Annotated in this window: 15 protein-coding genes; 7 read left to right on the top strand and 8 right to left on the bottom strand. The window is 45.9% G+C overall.

Features of this window, described 5'->3' with window-relative positions; translation table 11 throughout:
* The first annotated feature begins 3 nt into the window (after positions 1 to 3).
* From MKX80_RS10820 to MKX80_RS10800, 5 genes are read left to right on the top strand one after another with little or no spacing between them, the layout of a single operon-like run.
* Positions 4 to 1572 carry a spore germination protein gene (locus MKX80_RS10820; protein WP_268342901.1) on the top strand — a complete coding sequence of 523 codons (1569 nt, stop codon included), beginning with the start codon at positions 4 to 6 and terminating at the stop codon, positions 1570 to 1572.
* A gap of 22 nt (positions 1573 to 1594) precedes the next feature.
* A complete protein-coding gene (locus tag MKX80_RS10815) occupies positions 1595 to 2701 on the top strand; it encodes a spore germination protein (protein ID WP_154999801.1) in 1107 nt (368 codons plus the stop codon).
* Positions 2702 to 2731: 30 nt separating this feature from the next.
* On the top strand, positions 2732 to 3832 hold the full coding sequence (locus MKX80_RS10810; protein ID WP_268342892.1) for a spore germination protein: 1101 nt from the start codon (positions 2732 to 2734) through the stop codon (positions 3830 to 3832).
* Complete coding sequence (locus MKX80_RS10805) at positions 3819 to 5015, top strand: Ger(x)C family spore germination protein (protein WP_268342893.1); 1197 nt, start codon at positions 3819 to 3821, stop codon at positions 5013 to 5015. Before MKX80_RS10810 ends, MKX80_RS10805 begins: the two co-directional genes overlap by 14 nt.
* 39 nt (positions 5016 to 5054) lie before the next feature.
* On the top strand, positions 5055 to 6152 hold the full coding sequence (locus tag MKX80_RS10800) for a spore germination protein (RefSeq protein WP_154999804.1): 1098 nt from the start codon (positions 5055 to 5057) through the stop codon (positions 6150 to 6152).
* Positions 6153 to 6156: 4 nt separating this feature from the next.
* Here the strand turns inward: MKX80_RS10800 and MKX80_RS10795 are convergent, their stop codons facing one another.
* Positions 6157 to 7614, bottom strand: a complete 1458-nt coding sequence (locus tag MKX80_RS10795) for an MDR family MFS transporter (RefSeq protein WP_339228569.1) — start codon at positions 7612 to 7614, stop codon at positions 6157 to 6159.
* Positions 7615 to 7815: 201 nt separating this feature from the next.
* Here MKX80_RS10795 and MKX80_RS10790 point away from each other — a divergent pair, with 201 nt between their 5' ends.
* Complete coding sequence (locus MKX80_RS10790) at positions 7816 to 8292, top strand: MarR family transcriptional regulator (RefSeq protein ID WP_216928747.1); 477 nt, start codon at positions 7816 to 7818, stop codon at positions 8290 to 8292.
* A 39-nt stretch (positions 8293 to 8331) separates the two neighbouring features.
* On the opposite strand, the gene MKX80_RS10785 is transcribed toward MKX80_RS10790, so the two are convergent.
* The 3 genes from MKX80_RS10785 to ppsA form a co-directional block, all read right to left on the bottom strand.
* Positions 8332 to 10371 (bottom strand): molybdopterin oxidoreductase family protein, encoded by a 2040-nt coding sequence (locus MKX80_RS10785; RefSeq protein ID WP_326207866.1) that lies wholly within the window; start codon positions 10369 to 10371, stop codon positions 8332 to 8334.
* 148 nt (positions 10372 to 10519) lie between these two features.
* The gene (locus tag MKX80_RS10780; RefSeq protein ID WP_268342894.1) at positions 10520 to 11944 is read right to left on the bottom strand and encodes an MDR family MFS transporter; all 1425 of its coding nucleotides are present in this window, start codon (positions 11942 to 11944) and stop codon (positions 10520 to 10522) included.
* 481 nt (positions 11945 to 12425) lie between these two features.
* Entirely contained in the window at positions 12426 to 15020 is a 2595-nt protein-coding gene (gene ppsA, locus MKX80_RS10775; RefSeq protein WP_268342895.1) for a phosphoenolpyruvate synthase, read from the bottom strand.
* Positions 15021 to 15405: 385 nt separating this feature from the next.
* Here ppsA and MKX80_RS10770 point away from each other — a divergent pair, with 385 nt between their 5' ends.
* Positions 15406 to 16122: a 3-ketoacyl-ACP reductase gene (locus tag MKX80_RS10770; protein WP_154999811.1), complete on the top strand. Its 717-nt coding sequence runs from the start codon at positions 15406 to 15408 to the stop codon at positions 16120 to 16122.
* Between the two features lie 46 nt (positions 16123 to 16168).
* Here MKX80_RS10770 and MKX80_RS10765 read toward each other — a convergent pair whose 3' ends face one another.
* The 4 genes from MKX80_RS10765 to MKX80_RS10750 form a co-directional block, all read right to left on the bottom strand.
* Positions 16169 to 17383: a cytochrome P450 gene (locus tag MKX80_RS10765; protein ID WP_154999812.1), complete on the bottom strand. Its 1215-nt coding sequence runs from the start codon at positions 17381 to 17383 to the stop codon at positions 16169 to 16171.
* Between the two features lie 237 nt (positions 17384 to 17620).
* Positions 17621 to 19444, bottom strand: coding sequence for an ABC transporter ATP-binding protein (locus MKX80_RS10760; protein WP_154999813.1), 1824 nt, complete (start codon positions 19442 to 19444; stop codon positions 17621 to 17623).
* Entirely contained in the window at positions 19441 to 21168 is a 1728-nt protein-coding gene (locus tag MKX80_RS10755) for an ABC transporter ATP-binding protein (RefSeq protein ID WP_268344713.1), read from the bottom strand. The genes MKX80_RS10760 and MKX80_RS10755 overlap by 4 nt, the downstream gene beginning before the upstream one ends.
* Positions 21165 to 21638 carry a MarR family transcriptional regulator gene (locus tag MKX80_RS10750; protein WP_268342898.1) on the bottom strand — a complete coding sequence of 158 codons (474 nt, stop codon included), beginning with the start codon at positions 21636 to 21638 and terminating at the stop codon, positions 21165 to 21167. Before MKX80_RS10750 ends, MKX80_RS10755 begins: the two co-directional genes overlap by 4 nt.
* Positions 21639 to 21774 lie beyond the last annotated feature (136 nt).

Raw genomic sequence — 21774 nt, 5'->3', positions numbered from 1 at the left:
GACATGAGATGGTGGAAAGCGAAGACGCGAAGAATGATACAGTCATCCAACAAGCCGGAAAAACCTAAAAATGAAGTGCCGTCAGTGGAGTCAACGGGGTATTTTACCGGCGATTTTGATCACGATCTGAAAATGGCCAAAACAGCCTTGGAGAATAACTCAGACGTTCATTTTCGAGAATTCAACTTAGGGCGCGCCGGCATCCGCGCGGCGATTGTATTTGTCGAAACGCTTGCGGATAAAGATTTGATTGACAAGCATATTATGAAATCCCTTATGGATGATTTTTCCAAAGAATATAACATTGAGCTTTCTTCATTAAGCAGCAATGTACCTGACTTAATCAAAAAGCAGATTTTATCAATCAGCGAAGTATCAGAGGCAAAGCATGTCAGCGAAGTGGTGCCGGAAGTGTTGATGGGTACGGCCATGCTGCTGATCGACGGTGCAGCGGAAGTTTTATTGCTGGGAACCGTTAAAAGAAATACAAGGAACATTGAAGAGCCCGTATCAGAATCCTTGGTCAGAGGGGCGCGCGTCGGCTTTACGGAAACGATCGGCACAAATACAGCACTTTTGCGGCAGCACGGCAAAAATCAAAATTTGTCCATGCTTCAATTTCAAGTTGGGAATCGAGCAGTCAAGAATCTTGTCGTCGCCTATATCAAAGACGTTGCTGAACCAGGGCTTGTGGAAGAAGTCAAAAAAAGAATCGAAAAGATTGATATAGATGATGTGCTCGAATCCGGTTTTGTCGAGCAGCTGATCGAAGACAATTATCTCAGTCCATTTCCTCAGGTGCAAAGCACTGAACGCCTTGACAGAGTGATGAGTGCGTTAATGGAGGGAAGAGTGGCCATTTTATTGGACGGGACGCCTTTTGTTTTAATCGTTCCGGTTACATTCAGCATGCTCCTGCAATCGCCCGAGGATTATTATGAACGCTGGCTCCCGAGTTCACTGATCCGAATCATGCGGATCGGCGCAGCCATGATCTCGCTGCTTGGGCCTGCTTTATATATTTCCTTTATATCGTTTCATCCCGGGCTGATTCCGAGTGAACTGGCAATTTCCATTACCGGAACGAGGGTAGGCGTACCTTTTCCATCACTGATCGAAGCGCTCATTATGGAAGTGGCAATCGAAATTTTGCGCGAGGCCGGCCTGCGGCTTCCAAAACCAATCGGTCCGGCAATGGGAATCGTCGGCGGTATCATCATCGGGGAGGCCGCCGTGCAGGCTGGCATCGTCAGCCCGATTATGGTCATCGTCGTTGCTGTTACCGCGATTTCTTCATTCGCCATTCCGCAATACAGCGCTGGTATTTCGCTGCGCATGCTGAGGTTTGTGGCGATGTTTTGCGCCGCTGTATTCGGATTGTACGGGGTGATTATGTTTTTCCTCATGCTTGCCAGCCATGCGGTGAAGCTGAAAAGCTTTGGCGTTCCATATGCGAGCCCTGCTGTTCCTTATCGTTTGCGCGATTGGAAAGATTTCATTGTTCGCATGCCGATACAGATCATGAAAAAACGGCCGAAGATGTTAAAAACAGACGATTCGACACGCCAATAGCATAGAAAGGAGGGAGACGCTCATGATGGTCAGTCACGAAGAGCGCATCACCACCTCGCAAACAGCAGTTATCATCACCAATTTCCTGCTTGGAACAGGGATTCTGACGCTCCCGCGAACGTCTGTTGACGAGGTGGGAACGCCTGATGTTTGGATCACGCTTGTAATAGGCGGCTTGGTCGCTCTGACGGCCGCGATCATTATGGTAAAGCTCAACCATCAATATCCTGATAAAACCTTTTATGAGTACAGTCAGGACATCATCGGCAAATGGATCGGCAGCTTGATCAGCCTGTTTTTCATTTGTTATCTATTGGCCCATTCCGGTTTTCAGGTCCGCTCAACGCTTGAAATCATCCGCTTTTTTTTACTGGAAGGGACCCCGCGCTGGGCAATTGCGATGGTTTTTTTGTGGGTGGGATTATACTTGATCGTTGGCGGCTTAAGTTCGATCGCCCGATTGTTCCAAATCGTTTTCCCGATCACATTCATTCTTTTTCTGCTGGTCGTGTTTATGAGCGTCGGTATTTTTGATGTGGACAACTTGCGTCCTGTAATGGGAGAGGGAATAGGACCAGTCTTAAAAGGAATAAAGGTGACCGCATTGTCTTTTTCAGGTATTGAAATCATTTTGATCCTGATGCCCTTCATGAATCAGCCTCGCAAGGCCATTCAAACGGTTACGATCGGGATCGCCATCCCTCTGCTTTTCTATATGATCACCGTCGTTATGGTGATCGGCGCCCTTTCTATAGACGGAGTGGTTTCACGGACATGGCCGACAATTGATTTGATGCGAAGCTTTGAGATACCGGGTCTGATCTTTGAACGGTTTGAATCTTTGCTGCTGGTCATCTGGATCATGCAGCTGTTCAATACCTTTGCAATTTCTTTTTACGGCGCGGCATTAGGCCTGGCCCAGCTCTTTAAAACAAATATTCGGCCGATGCTGTTTGCTTTGCTTCCGGTGATTTATCTCATGGCCATGATCCCGAAAAATATCAACGCCATGTTTGAATTTGGAGACTTTATTGGAAACAGCGGCGTTTATTTAGGCGGCTTGACCCCGCTCGTGCTGCTGGTGATTTCAAAAATAAGAAGGAGGAAACAGGGAACTGATAGAGGCTGATGATTGAAAAAGGAAAGGGGGGATTTCTCCATGATGGTGAGTCAGCAAGACAAAATTACCGTTTCACAAACCGGCATCGTCATCACGAATTTTCTGTTGGGAACCGGTATTTTGACGCTGCCGCGGACCTCTGTGGAAGCGGTCAAGACGCCGGATGTCTGGCTGTCTGTTGCATTCGGAGGGCTGGTTGCCATCTTAGCAGGTTTCATCATGGTGAAATTAAGCATGAAGTACCCCGAAAAAACGTTATATCAATACAGCCGGGATCTCATTGGCAAGTGGCCGGGAGGACTTTTCAGCCTGCTTTTGATTTGTTACTTTCTTGCCACGTCAGGTTTCCAAGTCCGCTCTGTTACAGAGGTTATGGGATTTTACTTACTGGAAGACACGCCGCTTTGGGCGATGGCGATGGTTTTTTTATGGAGCGGGATCTATTTATTAACCGGCGGTATCAATCCGATTGCCCGACTCTATGAAATCATCTTTCCGATTACAGTTCTCATTTTTCTGATCGTCATTTTTATGAGCGCAAGCATATTCGATATGGACAATTTGCGTCCGCTTCTCGGGAAAGGGATCGTGCCGGTGCTGCAAGGAGTCAAGACAACGTCGTTTGCTTATACAGGCATAGAAGTCATGCTGATCATCGTTCCTTTTATGAGAATGCCCGAGCAAGCGTTAAAAGCTACTTTGATTGGGATTTCTTTTCCGATTGTCTTTTATATGATCACCGTTGTTATGGTCATCGGTGCACTGTCGATCGATGGAGTGACATCACTGACATGGCCGACGATTGATTTGATGCGAAGCTTTGAAATACCGGGGTTGATTTTTGAACGTTTTGAGTCCTTGCTGCTAGTCATCTGGATCATGCAAATGTTCTCCAGTTTTACGATCAGCTATTTTGCTGCTGCTTTAGGTCTGTCGCAACTCTTGAAGAAGAGGATGGAACCGATATTATTCAGCTTGCTTCCGGTCATTTATCTCATTGCGATGGCACCTAAAAATATCAATCAGCTTTTTCAACTGGGAGATCTAATCGGCAACAGCGCCATCTATTTGGTCGGTCTCATCCCGCTAATGCTTCTGGTCATATCGAAAGTGAGGAGGAAAAAGTTTGAAAAAAACTAACACCATCCGTTATTTAACGAGTGGTTTACTATTGTTTCTATTAACCGGATGCTGGAGCAGCCACGAAATTGAAGAGCTCGGCTTAACATTTGCAATGGGGATTGACAAAGGAGAGGAAACCGAACTTGAAAAAAAGTTTGACGAAGCGGGGGGGGATTTCCCGAAAAAAGACCGGATCACGATGGTCTATCAATACGTGAACGAACAAGCTGCCGGTTCAAAATCGACCGGAGGAAGCACTGATCAAAAATCGTATATCAATGTTTATGAAACTGGAGACTCGCTTCAGCAAATTAACTCTGAAGTAGCATTGAGACAGGACAGGCCTGTATTCAGTCCTCATTTAAAGGTGATTGTCATCGCCGCTGAGCTTCTTCGCACCTATTCGCTGGCTGAACTGCTTGATCAGCCTCTCCGCGATAATGAAATCAGACCGAGCAGTATGGTGCTGGTCACAAGAGGGCGTGCGAGAGACACGCTTGAGCTGAAGGAAACCGGCGAGATGCCGGCGTTTCGTCTGCGCAAAATCGTCGAAAATGAGTATAAGGCGAAAAAAATTCTTCCTCCCGTAACGCTTGCCAAACTGACAGGCAAAATGAGGTCAGGAACAAGCTATCTGCTTCAAAATGTTATCGGTACCGATGGAGAAGTCAAATATGCGGGAGCAGCCGCGATCAATGGAAAAACCAATAAGCTGATCGGCTATTTGGACGAAAAAGATTTAGAAGGTGTGATGTGGATCACCGGAAAGGGAATTGGAGGCACGGTTAAAAGTTATGATCCAAAAGAAAAGAAGGTGACCGCATTTGGCGTTGAATCCATTAAAAGCAACATCAAGCCCATCGTCAAAGGAAACCGCCTTTCTTTTGAAGTTAATGTAAAATCAGACGGATATCTGGCAGAAAACTGGAACACAAAGGAAAAAGCGTTTGATGACAAATTTTTAGAAAAAGTCGAGAAAACAACCGCGAAAACGGTGAAAAAATCGATGGAGGACATTACAAAAAAAATGAAAACCGAATACAAAGCAGATCTTGCCGGATTCGGAAACGAGCTGAGGATCAAGCATCCGAGGCTTTGGGAAAAACTAAAGAAAAATTGGGATGAGACCTTTACAGATATACCGATTACATTTCATGTTCAAATCGCGATTAAAGAATACGGAACCGTTGGGGATCAGTAACAGAAGAACTTCTAATCACGAAAGGCGGAGAAACGCGCAATGATCCGTTCCGAAGATAAAATCACGACTTCTCAGGCAATCGTTGTCATAGTCAGTTATATTATGGCGGCGGGGATTCTCATCCTGCCAAGAACTGCTGTAGAGGAAGCAGGCACGCCGGATGTATGGATTTCCGTCCTATTAGGCGGAATTGTCACAACGGCAGCCGGAGTGGTTATGACAAAATTAAGCCAGGATTATCCCGGGCAAACATTTTTTCAATATGGGAAAGACATTGTCGGAAAGTGGCTCAGTATTGTGATCAGCTTACTTTTCATTGAGCATTTCGTAGCGATTGCAGCTTTTGAAGCCAGAATCATGGCAGAAGTCATCACCTTTTTTTTGCTGCAGCAAACGCCGATTTGGGCGATCGTCATGTCGATGATGTGGGTCGGATTTTATTCGATAAAAGACGGAATGGGGTCGCTTGCCCGTTTGTTTGAAATCATCTTTCCGATTACAATCCTTTTCTTTTTAACCGTGGTATTTATGAGTTTTGGCATATTTGAACTGGATAACCTGCGGCCTGTCCTTGGGAAAGGCATCATGCCGGCATTAAAGGGGACAAAAGCGACAACGCTTTCGTTTATTAGCGCAGAAGTGATGGTGTTCCTTTTGGCGTTTATGAAAAAGCCGAAAGATGGTGTCAAAGTCGTTGTCATGGGAATCGGCATTGCGATGCTCTTTTACTTAACAACGGTCGTATTCGTGATCGGAGGGCTGTCAGTTGACGGGGTGACCGCGATGACATGGCCGTCGCTCGACCTGATCCGCAGTTTTGAAATGCCCGGTTTGATATTTGAACGTTTTGAATCGCTGCTCCTTGTCATCTGGATTATGCAGCTGTTTGCGACTTTTTCCGTCTCATTTTACGCTGCATCCCTGGGGCTTTCGCAAATTTTTAAGAAAAAGAGCAGACCGATCATGTTCGGCCTGCTTCCGGTGATGTATTTGCTCGCGATGACGCCCAAAAATGTCGAAGATGTATTTTCTCTCGGCGACATGATCGGCTATCATGCGGCCGTTTTATTCGGCATTGTGCCGATTCCGCTTTTATTGATTTCAAAATTGAGAAAAAAGAAAGCTCTGCAAAGTTAGATATTCAGCCCGCTTTGTTCACTTGCTTATTTGCTCTCGCTTTCACCCTGTCATTCGGCATGAAAAACACCAGCAAAAAGGCGGCCGCTGCAGGGAAAATCGCCCAAGTAAACGTATGAACAATCGAATTTGACAGCGCATCTGTAATGCGATTTAAAACATCCGGCGGCATGGATGCCCGGGCACTTGATAAAATCTGGTTGGCATCATTCGGTGAAACGGGATTTGAAGCGCCGGTGTTTTTAAACATATTTTCCATCTGTTCTGAAAAGTGGTTTTTTTGAATCATCCCGAACATACTGGCGCCGATCGTCATGCCGAGAGAGCGCATAAAGTTGCTCGTAGAAGTCGCTGAGCCGCGCTGCTCCGGACCGAAATGATGGATAGCTGCCATGCTTAATACAGAGAAAGAAAAACCGACTCCCAAGCCGACGACGATCATATAAATGGTTAATAATAAACGCGGAGTGTCCATGTTAAGCGTGCTTAATAAAGAAAATCCGCTGACGAGAACCAGTCCGGAGATAAGCATAATGTTCCGATAGCTCATTTTTGTCGTTAAAAATCCGCCAAGCTGGGCTGATACGACAGAGCCGAGCATCATCGGCAAAAGAACCAGTCCGGAGTTTGTCGCCGAATCTCCGTAAACACCTTGAACAAAGATCGGAATCTGGATGGTCGCCGAAATAAATGTCCCTCCGTAAAATAAGGCGACAAGCGTGCTGCCAGCAAACAATCGGTTTTTAAACATATGAAACGAAATGATCGGTTCACTGGCCTTGCGTTCGATCATGAGGAAGCAAACCAATAAGACGGCTGCACTTCCGAAAAGGGTAAGGATGACATTCGAATCCCAGGCGTATTTCTCGCCGCCAAGCTCCAACGCAAACATGAGGCATACGACCGCCCCTATGAGTGTGATCGCCCCGAGCCAATCAATACGATGCTTTTCATGCTGTTTCGTCTCTTTGTAAAATAGAAGAATGAAAACAAAAGAAACCATACCGAGCGGCAGATTCATATAAAAAATCCAGTGCCAGCTGATGTAGTCAGTGACATAGGCGCCGATGAGCGGTCCGAAAATGCTTGAGAGGCCAAAGACTGCGCCGAAAAGTCCTGTGATCTTACCGCGCTTTTCCAGCGGGAAAATGTCAAAGATGATCGTAAAAGCAATCGGAATAAGCGCCCCTCCGCCAATTCCCTGGATCGCGCGGTAAATGCTGAGCTGCTCAATGGTTGTAGCCGTTCCGCACAATGCTGATCCCGCCATGAAAACGATGCTGCCAAAGAGAAAAAAACGTTTTCTGCCATACATATCCGACAGCTTGCCGAATATCTGCATACCGGCCATTTCAGCGACCATAAAGGCAGATACAACCCAGACAAAGCTGTCGAGTCCGCCTAGATCGCCGACGATTGTTCCCATTGCCGTGACAACGATGGTATTGTCCATCGAGGCCATCAGAATGGCAAGCAAAAGTCCTGCTACAACAAATCCTAATTTTTGATTTTGAGTTTGTGACAAATCAATCTATTCTCCTTTAAATAAATTCGTTCTAAAGCAGCGTTTGGCATAGACGCTTCATCCTGTTATGATTATTTATATCAGGAAATAAATATCTTAGCTGCTAAGACATAATGATTTTATAGAAGGGTGTTACCAATGTCAAGAACAAATCATATTGAAGGAGAAGGGCTGGTCAACGAGCTGATACAGCAGTTGAGATTTCACAGCACCGCAACCATTTTTCTGCACCAGGCGATCGGAGAGAAAATCGGGCTGAACGGAACGGATCATAAATGCCTTGAGATCATCTCGCGGGAAGGTAAAGTAACAGCGGGGGAGCTTGCCGCAAAAAGCGGACTGACAACGGGAGCGATCACAGGAGTGATCGACCGTCTTGAGAAAGCGGGCTATGTCAGACGCACCAGGGATTCGTCTGACAGAAGGCGTCTTCTAGTCGAACTGATCCCGGAAAATCAGGAGAAGATCTCCTATATATTTCAAGACTTGGCGCAAGAATCTGCCGGATTTTTAAGTCGATATTCAGAGGAAGAACTGCAAACCATTATCAAGTTTTTGAAAAACAGCACGGCGTTTGCCGCCGATTATGCCAAAACTTTAAAGAAGACAAAGTGAAAAAAGACCGGTTTGTTACAACCGGTCTTTTGTACACGTTCATATTTTTTCAATTTGAACTCTTCCAGAAAAGAAAGTTGCACCACCGCCCATATCAGCTAAACGATCGGGCGTCAGCGCATTGACGAGATAATGTTTCCCTTCTGCATCCGCCCATAACCCTTGGCTGACAGCCACGCCCGGAAGGACGTTTTCTCCGACGGCAGCGGGCAGGATGCATGATCCGCGGTCATTCCAAACTTTCACCAAATCTCCATTTTCGATGCCTTTTTCTTCGGCATCCTTTATATTTAAGTGAAGTTTCGGCTCCTTTTCTAATTTGATATGCTTTTCATTGTTTGAAAAGGTCGAATTTAAAAAATTGTGATTCGGTCCGGGCACAAATAAAAATGGATACTCGTCTGTTTCAACAAGCGGGGTATGAGTCGGCAGACCCGGATAGCCGTGCTGCTCCAACATTTTTGAATACAATTCAATTTTTCCGCTAGGCGTTGGCAGTTTATCAGGAAAAATCGTTTTCCGATTTGCTTTGACAAAATGCTTTTCAGTCAGGCTGTCGTAGTCAATGCCATCGAGCCACGGATTATCAGGGTAATCAAGCGCCTGTCTGATCATCTCCTCGTCGGAATCTTTCAGCGGCTCATCATCAAAGCCCATCGCCTCAGCCAAAAGCCTGAATACTTCTGTATTTGACTTGCTCTCACCGTATTTCTCAATAACAGGCTGCTGAATTTGTGCATAATGGTGCCAATATGATGTATAGAAATCCGTATTTTCGAAAGCGGAAGAAGCCGGAAGAACGATATCGGCATAACGTGCCGTTTCCGTCAGGAATAAATCGTGAACAACCGTGAATAAATCTTCGCGCTCAAGCCCTTTTCTGACTTTGTTTGCCTCAGGCGCGACAACGGCCGGATTGCTGCTGTACACAAACAGCGAACGGATCGGAGGTTCGGTTTCTAAGAGAGCTTTGCCGAGCTGATTCATGTTGATGACTCTCGGCGTTCTGCCTTTTAATAAATCGGGGCGCTGCAAAGCTTTTGTATTATAGGCCAAAAATGCCGTGTTGCCTTTGATCGCTCCGCCTCCTTTTTTCGTCCATTGGCCCGTGATCGCGGGCAGGCACGCGATGGTGCGAACAATCATTCCTCCATTGTCATGATGCTGAAGACCGTTGCCGATCCGGATCAGTGAAGGGGAGGTGCGGCCGTACAGGCGGGCGAGCTCGATGATATCATTCCGGGATACGCCGGTGACCGCCTCTACTGTGGCGGGGTCGTATTGCCGCACATGACGGCGTAGTTCTTCATGGCCGACTGTAAATTCTTTCAGAAATGATTCATCAGCCAAATTTTCCTCGAATAAGACATGCATGATGCCAAGCGCAAGCGCGCTGTCCGTGCCGGGGCGAATCGGAATAAACCAGTCTGCCATCCGGCCGGTCTGATTTTTATGAACGTCGATCACAACGATTTTTGCACCGTTTTTACGGGCTTTTTGAGCAATGGTAATTTGATGCATGTTAGTTGAGACCGCATTGATCCCCCAAAAGATAAACAGTTTTGTCTCCGTTGTATCTTCAGGGTCGGTGCCGATGCTTCCGCCCATCGTGTATTTATAGCCGACAGAACCGGCAGGGGTGCAAATCGCCCGGTCAAGCTGGCTCGATCCGAGGCGGTGAAAAAAGCGCCTGTCCATTCCTTCAGCCGTCAAGTTCCCCATATTGCCGTAAAAGCTGTAGGGCAGAATGCTTTCGGGCCCTTCCTGTTCAATGAGCGACTGCCAGCGGGTGCGAATCGTTTCAATCGCTTCATCCCAGCTGATCGGTTCAAATATCCCGTCTCCTTTTGGACCCGTCCGTTTCAGCGGGGTTTCCAGCCGTTTGGGGTCATAAATACGCTCCGTCATATTGCGGACTTTATTGCAAATATTGCCCTGTGTGACCGGATGGTCCGGGTCGCCCTGTATTTTAACGATTTTTCCGTCTTTTTTATGAACGAGCAGCCCGCATTGATCCGGGCAGTCGAGCGAACATACGGATTTGAAAATCCCGTCTTTTTGATGAACATATGACTCCATGGAATCCGTTCCTTTCCGATAAAATGAATATGATTCTAGCATTATATCACAAAATCTCGTCAATTCTGAAAATAAGAGCCGGAAGAATCGCGGCAGAAAAAACGATAAAAAAGGATGCCCCTAGAAAGGACATCCTTTAAGTTTCTGTTTATTCTTGATCAAAATCAGGCGCGACCGCTTTTTTAATAAATAAAGCGGTAAAGAAAGCGATACAGCATAAAGCGAGCGCAAACCAGTAGGCATGGTGAACACCGTGAGTCATCGCTTCATGCACGACTTGTTTGCTGACGGCTTCTTGCCCGGCAAGATAGCTTTTCTGGCCCTGGCTCATGATGCTGACGAACACCGAAACACCGAGTGCGCCTGCAACAGGCTGAAGTGTATTGGAAATTGCTGTTCCGTGAGGATATAAATGCTTCGGCAATTCGTTTAATGCATTCGTCTGCGCGGGCATCATGATGGCTGAGATGGACAGCATCAAGATGATGTACACAATAATGAACGCCCAAACCGGCACCGAAGGATTGATCCTGCTGAAGAAAAACATCACGCCGACGAGAACGATCGTACCCGGAATGATGAGTTTTCTCGGCCCGAACTTATCGAATAAAGCGCCCATGGCTGGTGACATGAGACCGTTTAGCAAGGCCCCAGGCAAAAGCAAAAGACCTGCTGCTTTTGCTGAAAAGCCAAGCGGTCCTTGCAAATACATCGGCATCACAATTTCGGAAGCGAACATCGCCATAATGACAATTACAAAAAGGCAGACCCCGCGCGTATAATTTTTATAGGTGAACACACGCACATCCAGCAATGGTTCTTCAAGCTTCAACTGACGAAGCACGAACAACACGATACTGATCAGGCTGATGATGATCACACCGATGATCAGAGGGGACTGAAATCCTTCCGGAGCCTCCCCGGCACTGCTGAATCCGTATACGATTCCGCCGATCCCGATGGTTGAGAGAACGATCGATAAAAAATCAGCCCGCGGACGCGTCGTTTCTCCGACATTTTGCAAATACTTCATCGCAAACAGGATTGAAAATACTGCAAAAGGAATGACGATGATAAACAGCCAGCGCCAGCCGAGGATGTCAACAATAACGCCCGAAAGAGTGGGTCCGATCGCCGGAGCAAACATGATGACCAGCCCGAACGTTCCCATGATTTTCCCGCGGACTTCAGGCCGATAAATCAGCAAGAGGGCGTTCATAATAATGGGAATCAAGAGCCCCGTACCGACTGCCTGAATCATGCGCCCAGTCAAGAGCATCGGAAAATTCACTGCACAAGCGGCGATGACGGTTCCCACTAAAAAGGTCGACATAACACCGATAAACATTTGTCTTGTCGTGAACCATTGAATCAGTAAAGCGGAAATAGGCATTAAAACACCCATGACAAGCATAAATCCGGTTGCCAGCCATTGAACAGTCGGGGCATCAACGTGAAAGACTTCCATCAGCTCTGTTAATGCTATGTTCAACAGCGTTTCGTTTAATATTGCAAAAAATGCACCAATCATGAAGGTGACTAATATTGCTTTTGAATTAAACTTTTTCTCCATATCAAACCTCCTGTAATACAATTTACCCAAAAACATGACGACAAATTATATGTAGGACTCCCGAATATCCGGGGTCCTAATTTGCTTCTCTCGTTTTTCATCTTATATAATAACGTGTCTCCACCGCCGTTCATCGTTTTTCTTCATGATTGGCAACTATATGAGTATACTCGGTTTCACCCATATTTACAATAAAATTGTCAGGTTCATCTTTTCAAGTTAACGTATGGATGATTATGAAATGGCAGGGAAGTGCCGTGAGAAAAGGGGGAGAGGGGAGGGAAGGGGATTGATGATCCTTTCGGTCAAGCCATTCCGTTATTACAGGTATATTTCACCTGTTTCGCCGGCGGATGTACTGACTGAAAAGAATCATGCCCGAATCCTTTCCCTGATGGATAAAAAGGTAAGAACTCTCCAAATCTGAAGAGTTCTTTTAATGCATCGTCGACTCCCGTTTTTTTATGGGCAGCGGACAGCATTACAATATTTCGATATACCCTTCTGTGCCATGCACGCGAATTTGCTGCCCATCTTTTATCAGCCCAGTAGCATTCTCCACTCCGACAACTGCCGGCAGGCCATATTCGCGTGCGATAACTGCTCCGTGGGTCATCAGTCCGCCAACTTCGGTGACCAGGCCTTTTATGGATACAAATAATGGTGTCCAGCCAGGGTCGGTAAAGGAGGTGACTAATATATCTCCATCTTCCAGATTGGCATTTTCCATGTTTAAAATAACACGCGCTCTTCCTTCTATCACTCCGGAAGAAACAGGTAGACCTACAATCGCATTAGCCGGCAAATTTTCTCGTTTGTACTCACCTGTAATGATTTCACCATCAGACGTAATGACACGTGGCGGAGTTAGTTTTTCATATAGTTTGTACTCGTCTTTTCGTATGCTGATGATCTGGTCATCTATTTTTTTTGTGCGTGCGGCTTCGTGAAGTTCTTCAAAAGTGAGGTAGTATATATCTTCTTTTTCATGAATAACGCCCGCTTGTACGAGTTGTTCGGCTTCTTTCAGCAAAGCCTGCTTATAAACGAAGTAGCGACTTACTATGCCGTATTTTGGATATTCCCGGTAGCCGATGAAATTCCGGATGAGGCCGATCATTCGTTTTGTTTCTTTGGCTTTTTGTTCACCATCCGGTAATAGTTTCAATCGCTCTATTAACTCTTGTTCTTTTTCCAAAGCAACACGCCGCCCTTGCTCAAACTTTCGATTGCCGGCATTGGGCTCAAAGTTCTTGATGTTTTTAAGAATCACGGGAACAAGTGTCATTGGTTTTTCACTCCAACGAGTTCTTGTAATATCGATTTCTCCGGTACATCGCATTCCGTATTTGCTGAGAAAATCATAGATAGCGTCTCGGGTTTCCCTTCCTCCATCAAACTTAACTAGTTCATCCAGAAAGTTATCTTCTTTTGTATGCTCCAAATAATCAATCACTTCTGGGTAAGGGCGAATCACATCCGCGACATCCATTAGCGCCAGACCCATTTCCGAAGTAATATTGTTGGGTACAGATAGAGAAAGAGTATCTGCTGCATTTTTTTCACCTAACCACTCGTTCATGTTTTCATTGATCCATGATGTAGCATTTATAGCAGCCATAAATACTGCCGTACTTTGCGGGTCAAATAAGATTTTCTTTAATTGCTGGATATCTTCCAGAATAAAATCAAACAAATCCAATCCCGATTTTGCTTGGATGTTTTGTTTTAACTCTTCTATCGATGTTTGACTGCGCTTAATCAAATCTGAAACGATTGTCGGATCGTTCTCGAATTGTGCCAGGATATCCGTATTCCTTCTGTCCGGAATCGGTGCTGTTTGATCATTTGGTAACAATTTTATAAAATCTCGCTCTATTACGGTCATGAGTGCGCCTTTTATGAGCGGATCGGATCCCAGGCTATTTAATAAAGTTTCACGGCCGACACGTGTAGTCAGCCTAGGTGCAACATCAACAAACAACCTCCCACCGGCCTTACGCATAGGTGCAGGAGTAATTAACAGGTAAAAAGACAATCCCAATGGTTTTATGGGATCAGTCATCATTTGTTGATGACCAACAGATAGATAGACGTGATTTTCTTGATCATTCGCTTCAGGGATCGGGTATAAAGTCGTGATCGGCCGGCTCTGAACAATATAAAATGTATCATCAGCCAAACACCATTCGATATCTTGCGGCTGGCCGAAATGAGTTTCGATCTGTCTTCCGATGCGTTCCAGTTGTAAAATTTGCCCGTCAGTGAGTGTTTGAGACGTCTGCTGATCAGGATCGATCTGCTTTGTCTCTGTTCCGCCTTGTTTTCGCCCATAGATCGCCAATTTCTTGGCTGCTATTCTCTTATCGATGATTTGCCCGTTTTGCACTTTATAACAATCGGCAGAGACCAAGCCGGAGACCAGTGCTTCCCCAAGTCGAAAACCGGCATCGATTGAAAGCAGTTTTCGGTTGGAAGTGATCGGATCAGCGGTAAATAAAATCCCTGAAGCCTGCGGGAAAACCATTCTTTGAATGATAACGGATGAATAAACTTGACGATGGTCAAATCCATTTTGCATGCGGTAGATGACCGCGCGCTCCGTGAACAGGGAAGCCCAACATTTGCTGATATGCTGCAAGATTGCTTCTTTTCCGATGATATTTAAATAGGTGTCTTGTTGACCGGCAAAAGAGGCATATGGTAAATCTTCAGCAGTCGCACTAGATCGTACGGCATAAGCATGTTCATCGCCAAACCGGGAGAGATAGCGAGTCACTTCTTTCACAACATTGGAAGGAATTTCGACTTCCATAATGGTATGTCGAATCTTCCTGCTGATTTCACCAATTTGATCTCGATCCTCAACTTTAAGCATTGCCAGTTGATCCAACAAGGCTTGAAACGTTTCGTTTTGTTTGATGGCTTTTTGAAATCCTGCTGTTGTGACACAAAATCCTTCTGGTACTTGTATTCCTTGAATTTTTGCTAATTCTCCTAAATTTAACCCTTTTCCCCCGACAAGCAAAAGCTGTGTTTTTTCCATTTCGTGAAAACCGAGAACCAAATGACTCATTCTGCATCTCTCCTTCGAAAAAAATTTGACAAGAGCTTTTCGATATGGTAGACTTAAAATGTAAGATGGGATATCTATGACATTTAAATCAAAACATACGTGATCTGATTATATCATCGCGTCTGTTTTTGTGCAATATTAAAAGATCCTGGTAAAACCATCCAGGTTCTTTTTTCATTTCCTCATGCGAGCAGAGAATCCCTCGATGTTGGCTGTAACAGATGCACAATTCGAATATAACGAGGGGCAATTTAATCCGTACGGTTTGCGGATGGTGCCAGCTGCGCCGGCCAGTCATTCTTCGCAAGTCGTAATATTTGCAAAAGCGTATTTTATTTTCCTATAATTTAAAATGTGTGATACATAGAGAAAGGAAGTTTTTCATATGCAATCTTTACAAAACAAAACCGCTCTGATTACAGGAGGGGGTAGAGGGATCGGCCGCGCAACAGCGATTGCCCTTGCAAAAGAAGGCGTACATATCGGCCTGATCGGCCGTACAGCTGCAAATCTTGAAAAAGCGGCAGAGGAATTGAAGGCGTTCGGAGTAAAAGTATCTGTAGCCGCAGCTGACGTAAAGGATTTATCAGCTGTAGAACGTGCAGTCCAATCCGTAAAAGAAGAGCTTGGACAAATTGACATTCTCATTAACAATGCCGGGATCGGCGGGTTTGCAGGATTTCTTGAGCAATCTCCTGAAGAGTGGGAAAATATTATCCAGGTTAATCTGATGGGGGTTTACAATGTAACACGCGCCGTTCTTCCTGAAATGATCGAAAGAAAAGCCGGCGATATTATTAATATTTCTTCTACAGCAGGCCAAAGGGGAGCAGCCGGCACAAGCGCCTACAGCGCGTCTAAGTTCGCTGTACTGGGGCTGACCGAATCGCTGATGCAGGAAGTCAGAAAGCACAATATCCGCGTGAGCGCCCTTACACCAAGCACGGTTGCGACGGATCTAGCAATCGATTCCAAATTAACAGACGGCAATCCGGAACGCGTCATGCAGCCTGAAGATCTGGCGGAATATATGGTTGCCCAGCTCAAACTGCATCCGCGCATTTTCATTAAATCAGCGGGCATGTGGTCTACAAATCCTTAAACAATAGGGAAAGGACAGGTTTGAAACAGCCTGTCCTTTTTTCGTGCTATTTTTGTGAAAGGCGTACGGGGAGATGGCGGACGCCGAAGACAAACGGACTTTGAATCGCTTCAAGCTCCTCTGAGCTTTCCCTTTCCATGTATGCATGCCGCAGCAAGTAATCGAGTGCGACTTTCGCTTCAAGCCGGGCAAGGGGAGCGCCGAGGCAAAAATGGATGCCGAAGCCGAAGCTCATATGAGGGTTTGATTTACGATCGAGCTTAAAGCTGTCAGGATTGTCAAACTTAAGTTCGTCACGATTCGCTGAAGCGACCCAGTTGATTACCGTGGAACCTTTTTCAATCCGAACGCCTCTGATGTCAATGTCTTCAGCTGCCGTGCGGCCGATCGCTTGCACGGGCGGATAATAACGCAGTGTTTCTTCAACAAAGACAGGAACGAGGGACAGATTTTGTCTTACGGCTTCCTGTGCGGCTTTATCTTCAGTGAGATAGCGGACGCTGTTTGCGATCAGATTGGTTGTCGTTTCGTTGCCTGCGACCAAAAGAATGATGCAAAAATGCAGCAGCTCTTCTTCTGTCAGCGACTTGCCGTCAACTTCCGCCTGCAGCAAAAGCGAAATCAGGTCGTCTTTCGGCTCTTTTTTGCGCTGCTTGATAATGTTTTTAAAATAATCCGCTAAAAACCGATTGCCTTCTTCACGTCGTTTGTACATCTGTTCGGCGGCTTCAGCCGAGCGGTCTTCCGCACCTGCGACAAGGATGTCTGAATAATGTTTAAACATGAGGCGGTCTTCAGACGGAACGCCTAAAAGTTCAGCAATGATAATGACGGGAAGAGGAGCAGCCAAGTCATCCACCACATCAAACAAATCTTTCTGTTTCGCTTCGTTAAATAAAAAAGCCGTCACTTCTTCGATATGCGGCTCAAGCTCTTTCACCGCTTTCGGCGTAAAAGCTTTATTAATGATGGCCCTCATTTTTGTGTGCCTCGGCGGGTCCATTGTTAATATACTTTTTCCTTCCATATTACCGCCGCGTTTTGAAGAGAAAAGCTTCGGGTTTTTTAACACGAATTGAACGTCTTCATACGAAAAGATATCCCAGCATTTTCGCTCATCATCGTAACGCACAGGAGACGTCTTTCTGATCCGGTTATAAATCGGGAACGGAAACAGCCGGTCATTACTGGAGCTGATTTCTTTCATCGGAATCCAATTGGCATAGTGCTTGCTTGATTGAAGTGAATTTGAATTTGCCACAGTCAACTCTCTCCTTTAAATGAATCGTAGATATATGATGAACCGGTTCAATCTTTACGTTATCACTATTTTTATAACGGTTTCAACGGACACATAATGAAAAAATTGTCAATTGGCCGAAAGTATCGGATCTAAAAAAGGAAAAAAGGCGAGGTATGCTGAAAAACTGCGGGAACATCAGCTCAGAGATGGATGAAAAAAATGAGGCCGCACCTGATCAGGTACGGCCTCAATCTTTTAGCTGACGGCTTCTTCCCGGGAGAACTGGCTGTTATACAAATCGGCGTAAAATCCGTTCTCGCGGAGAAGCTCTTCATGGCTGCCTTTTTCAATAATATTTCCGTTTTTCATCACAAGAATCAGGTCGGCATCTTTAATGGTAGAAAGGCGGTGGGCGATGACAAAGCTTGTACGGTTAGCCATCAGTTTGCTCATCGCTTTTTGAATATTCATTTCCGTCCGGGTGTCGACACTGCTTGTCGCTTCATCCAATATTAAAATCTTCGGATCAGCTAAAATGGCTCTCGCGATCGTCAAGAGCTGCCGTTGCCCTTGCGAGATGTTTTGGGCATCTTCGCCCAGTACCGTATCATAGCCGTCCGGCAAGGTGCGGATAAAATCGTCGGCATAGGCGGCTTTTGCCGCTCTGATGATGTCTTCATCTGTCGCGCCTTCACGCCCGTAAGCGATGTTTTCGCGGATGGTGCCGTTGAACAGCCATGTGTCCTGCAAAACCATCGCAAACATGCTTCTTGCCTGTTCGCGCGACAGCTCGCTGATATCTGTGCCGCCGACCTTGATGCTGCCTTTGTTTAATTCATAAAACCGCATCAGCAAATTGATGATCGTCGTTTTTCCTGCGCCAGTCGGTCCGACGATCGCAATCGTTTGGCCTTCTTTGGCATGGAGGCTTAAATCACGGATGACCGGAACGTTTTCATCATAACCGAAGGCGACACGTTCAAACGATACATCGCCTTTTAATATGCCGGTATCGATGGAAGCCGGCGTCTCCTCAGTTTCCTCTTCTTCGTCTAAAAGACTGAACACCCTTTCGGCGGATGCGATTGCCGATTGGATTGTATTCGCAATTCCGGCAGCTTGAACGAGCGGCTGTGAAAATTGCTGCGTGTATTGGATAAAAGCCTGCACGCCTCCGATCAAAAGGGTGCCGTTAAGAACAAAAATACCGCCGGTAATGCTGACAAACACATAGCCGAGGTTGCCGATGAATGTCATCATCGGCATCATCAGACCGGAAATAAACTGCGCTTTCCAGCCTGACTGGTAAAGACGCTCATTCACTTCATCGAATTGCTGAATCGCTTTTTCTTCATGCCCGAATGCCTTTACTTCCTGATGTCCTGTAAACATCTCTTCAACATGTCCGTTGATGTCGCCGAGTTCTTTTTGCTGCGCGCCGAAGTGTTTCTGCGAAAATGAGGCTATAAACCGGACAGCAAGCATGCTGAGCGGAACCGTGATGAAGACGACGAGCGTCAGCACAGGGCTGATCAGGAGCATCATGACGATGATTCCGACTATCGTAATGACGGATGTAATCATTTGCGTCAGCGCCTGCTGCAATGACGTATTGATATTGTCAATATCATTGACGGCGCGGCTGAGCGTGTCGCCGTGCGAATGCTTGTCATAATATTTTAAAGGGAGCCGTGTCAGCTTTTCATTCACTTCCTGGCGCATTTCGTATATCGTTTTCTGGGCTACGCCGGCCATCAGGTAATGCTGCAAGAACGTAAAGAGAGCAGAAAGCAGATACAGCCCTGCCAGGATCATCGTAATCCGGCCGAGAAAACCGAATTGAACACCGGTGCCTTCTGTAAAGCTTGCGAAAAGGGAAGAGGTCGCATCCCCGAGAAGTTTTGGACTAATGACATTAAACAACGTCGCAAATATTGCAGCAAAAACAACGAGCACCAGCTGGAAGGTCCGCGGTTTTAAATAGCGGGCCAATCTCAAGAGGGTCTTTTTAAATTCTTTCGGCTTTGTCTTATGCATTCCTTTGGGTATAGAGCCGTGATGCTTTTGTTGTTGGCTCATGCGCTTTCCTCCTCAGCCTGCTGTGATGCCACGATTTCCTGGTAAATGCCGTTTTCAGCAAGCAATTGTTGATGGGTGCCGATGCCGGCTATTTTTCCTTCATTTAATACGATGATTTGATCTGCATCCGTAATCGTGCTTACCCTTTGGGCAACGATGATGACAGCGGCATCAGCGGTTGTTTTCTTCAGGGCTTTTCTCAGCTTTTGATCCGTTTTGTAATCAAGCGCCGAAAAGCTGTCGTCAAATAAATAAATTTCCGGTTTTCTGACTAATGCCCGGGCGATGGAAAGCCGCTGTTTCTGGCCGCCTGAAAGATTGGCTCCGGCCTGCTCGATATCTGATTCAATTCCGTTTTCCTTGCCTTCCACAAATTCGGCAGCCTGTGCCGTTTCAAGTGCTTCCAAAATTTCTTCATCTGTTGCATCTTCTTTACCAAATCGGATATTGTCCTTAATCGTCCCGCTGAATATTGAAGCTTTTTGCGGGACATAGCCGATTTTCGCGCGAAGTTCCTTTTGCGCCATCTTTCTGACATCTGTTCCGTTGACAAGCACTGTCCCTTTTTCAATATCGAAAAATCTCGGGATCAATTGAAGAATCGTTGTTTTTCCCGCTCCTGTGCTACCGATGATCGCAGTCGTTTCACCCGGCTTTGCTTTGAACGTGATATCTTCGAGAACGGGCTTTTCGGCTCCGGCATAACGAAAAGTCACATTCTGAAATTCAACATAACCGTGCAAGCCGCTGTCTTTCTGCGGCTCTTTCGGATCGGTAATCGAAGGCAATGTTAACAGCACTTCGTTAATGCGGTCGGCAGATGCCTGAGCCCTTGGGATCATCACGAATGTCATCGCAAGCATGATCAGCGCGATTAAAATCATGGATGCATATTGAAGGAAAGCCATTAAGTTCCCGACCTGCATGCTGCCTTGATCGATGCGAATGCCTCCGAACCAGATAATCGCGATGTTCGTGAAATTCATCATAATCATCATGACAGGGAATAGAAAAGCCATGATTCTGTTGACAGCGATGCCTGTATCGCGAAATTCTTCGTTCGCCTTTTGAAACCGGGCTTTTTCTTGATCAACGCGGTTAAACGCGCGAATGACGCGAACGCCCGTTAAACCTTCCCTGAGAACAAGGTTGAGACGATCCGTCTTTTTTTGAAGGACGCCGAATAAGGGGACAGCTTTTCTTGTAATGAGAAAAATCAGCCCCGCAAGTATCGGGAGAGCGGCCAGAAATATAATCGACAGCTTGGCATCTCTGGAAACGGCAAGCACAATACCGCCGACCAGCATTAACGGCGCTCTCGTCATCAACGAAAGCATCATGTTGAGCACATCTTGGACTTGCTTGACATCATTTGTGGTACGGGTAATGAGAGAAGCAGAACCGATTTTTCCGAATTCATCCATTGAATAGTGTTCAACTTTGACAAACAGCTTGCGCCTGATATCTCTTCCAAAGCCGAGGGCTGTTTTCGAAGCGAAAAACGCTTTTCCGACAGTCATAATAATAGCCAGAAGGGAGCAGGCGATCATCCAGCCGCCGGTTCTCATAATGAATGACATGTCGCCGTTCACGATTCCGACATCAACGACATCAGCCATTAACGTCGGCAAATAAAGCTCAAGCACACTGCTCAGCAAAGTGAAAACAGCGACAAGAATCACTTGCAGCTTATAGGGCTTTAAATATTTTAAGAGTGAGATCATTTTTCAACCTTCTTTTCACTTGTTTTTTCTCCGTGTTCGATAAACTCGGATAACTTATAAATCAAATCGGCGAACTGCCTGCTTTCCTCCTCGCCCAGAAATCGAGTGAGCTGCAAGAACCATCGGTTCAGCCCTTTAAGCGCATCGTCCGCCGCTTTTTTTCCTTCATCGGTTAGAAAAATCCGGACGATCCGCCTGTCATCCTCATCCATGCGCCGCGAAACGAGTCCTTTTTTCTCCATTCTGTTCAACAGCTGCGTGACGAAGGGAGAGGTAACATGCAGAGCGCGGCTGATTTCAGATGCCATTTTTCCTTCACCGTTTGCTTCATTTAAAAACATCAGCGCTTTTGCCTCAGTCTTTTTCCATTCAACTGAAGGAAAAGACTGTTTCATTTCCGCATACCGCAGCCGGCTGAAAGCTTCGATCAACTGCTCAACGGTCTCGCGGCCGACTTTATCTTGTTTCATAAAAGCACCTGCTTCTCCATTTTAATTAATTAAGTAAATAAACTAAAACACGATATTATCATACATAGAACAATAAAAGAATGTCAAAGAAGAAACTTAGGAAAAAGAAAAAACCCGATCATTGATGACATGACCG

Source organism: Bacillus sp. FSL K6-0972 (assembly GCF_037976035.1).
GTDB lineage: Bacteria > Bacillota > Bacilli > Bacillales > Bacillaceae > Bacillus > Bacillus haynesii.
The sequence above is the reverse complement of the archived record's forward strand: the minus strand, read 5'-3'. Positions and strand labels throughout refer to the sequence as shown.

Coding starts and splice junctions, on each gene's coding strand:
- MKX80_RS10820 (WP_268342901.1), top strand. CDS start 4: ATGAGATGGTGGAAAGCGAAGACGCGAAGAATGATACAGTCATCCAAC.
- MKX80_RS10815 (WP_154999801.1), top strand. CDS start 1,595: ATGATGGTCAGTCACGAAGAGCGCATCACCACCTCGCAAACAGCAGTT.
- MKX80_RS10810 (WP_268342892.1), top strand. CDS start 2,732: ATGATGGTGAGTCAGCAAGACAAAATTACCGTTTCACAAACCGGCATC.
- MKX80_RS10800 (WP_154999804.1), top strand. CDS start 5,055: ATGATCCGTTCCGAAGATAAAATCACGACTTCTCAGGCAATCGTTGTC.
- MKX80_RS10795 (WP_339228569.1), bottom strand. CDS start 7,614: ATGGCCTCGATGGACAATACCATCGTTGTCACGGCAATGGGAACAATC.
- MKX80_RS10790 (WP_216928747.1), top strand. CDS start 7,816: ATGTCAAGAACAAATCATATTGAAGGAGAAGGGCTGGTCAACGAGCTG.
- MKX80_RS10785 (WP_326207866.1), bottom strand. CDS start 10,371: ATGGAGTCATATGTTCATCAAAAAGACGGGATTTTCAAATCCGTATGT.
- MKX80_RS10780 (WP_268342894.1), bottom strand. CDS start 11,944: ATGGAGAAAAAGTTTAATTCAAAAGCAATATTAGTCACCTTCATGATT.
- ppsA (WP_268342895.1), bottom strand. CDS start 15,020: ATGAGTCATTTGGTTCTCGGTTTTCACGAAATGGAAAAAACACAGCTT.
- MKX80_RS10770 (WP_154999811.1), top strand. CDS start 15,406: ATGCAATCTTTACAAAACAAAACCGCTCTGATTACAGGAGGGGGTAGA.
- MKX80_RS10760 (WP_154999813.1), bottom strand. CDS start 19,444: ATGAGCCAACAACAAAAGCATCACGGCTCTATACCCAAAGGAATGCAT.
- MKX80_RS10755 (WP_268344713.1), bottom strand. CDS start 21,168: ATGATCTCACTCTTAAAATATTTAAAGCCCTATAAGCTGCAAGTGATT.
- MKX80_RS10750 (WP_268342898.1), bottom strand. CDS start 21,638: ATGAAACAAGATAAAGTCGGCCGCGAGACCGTTGAGCAGTTGATCGAA.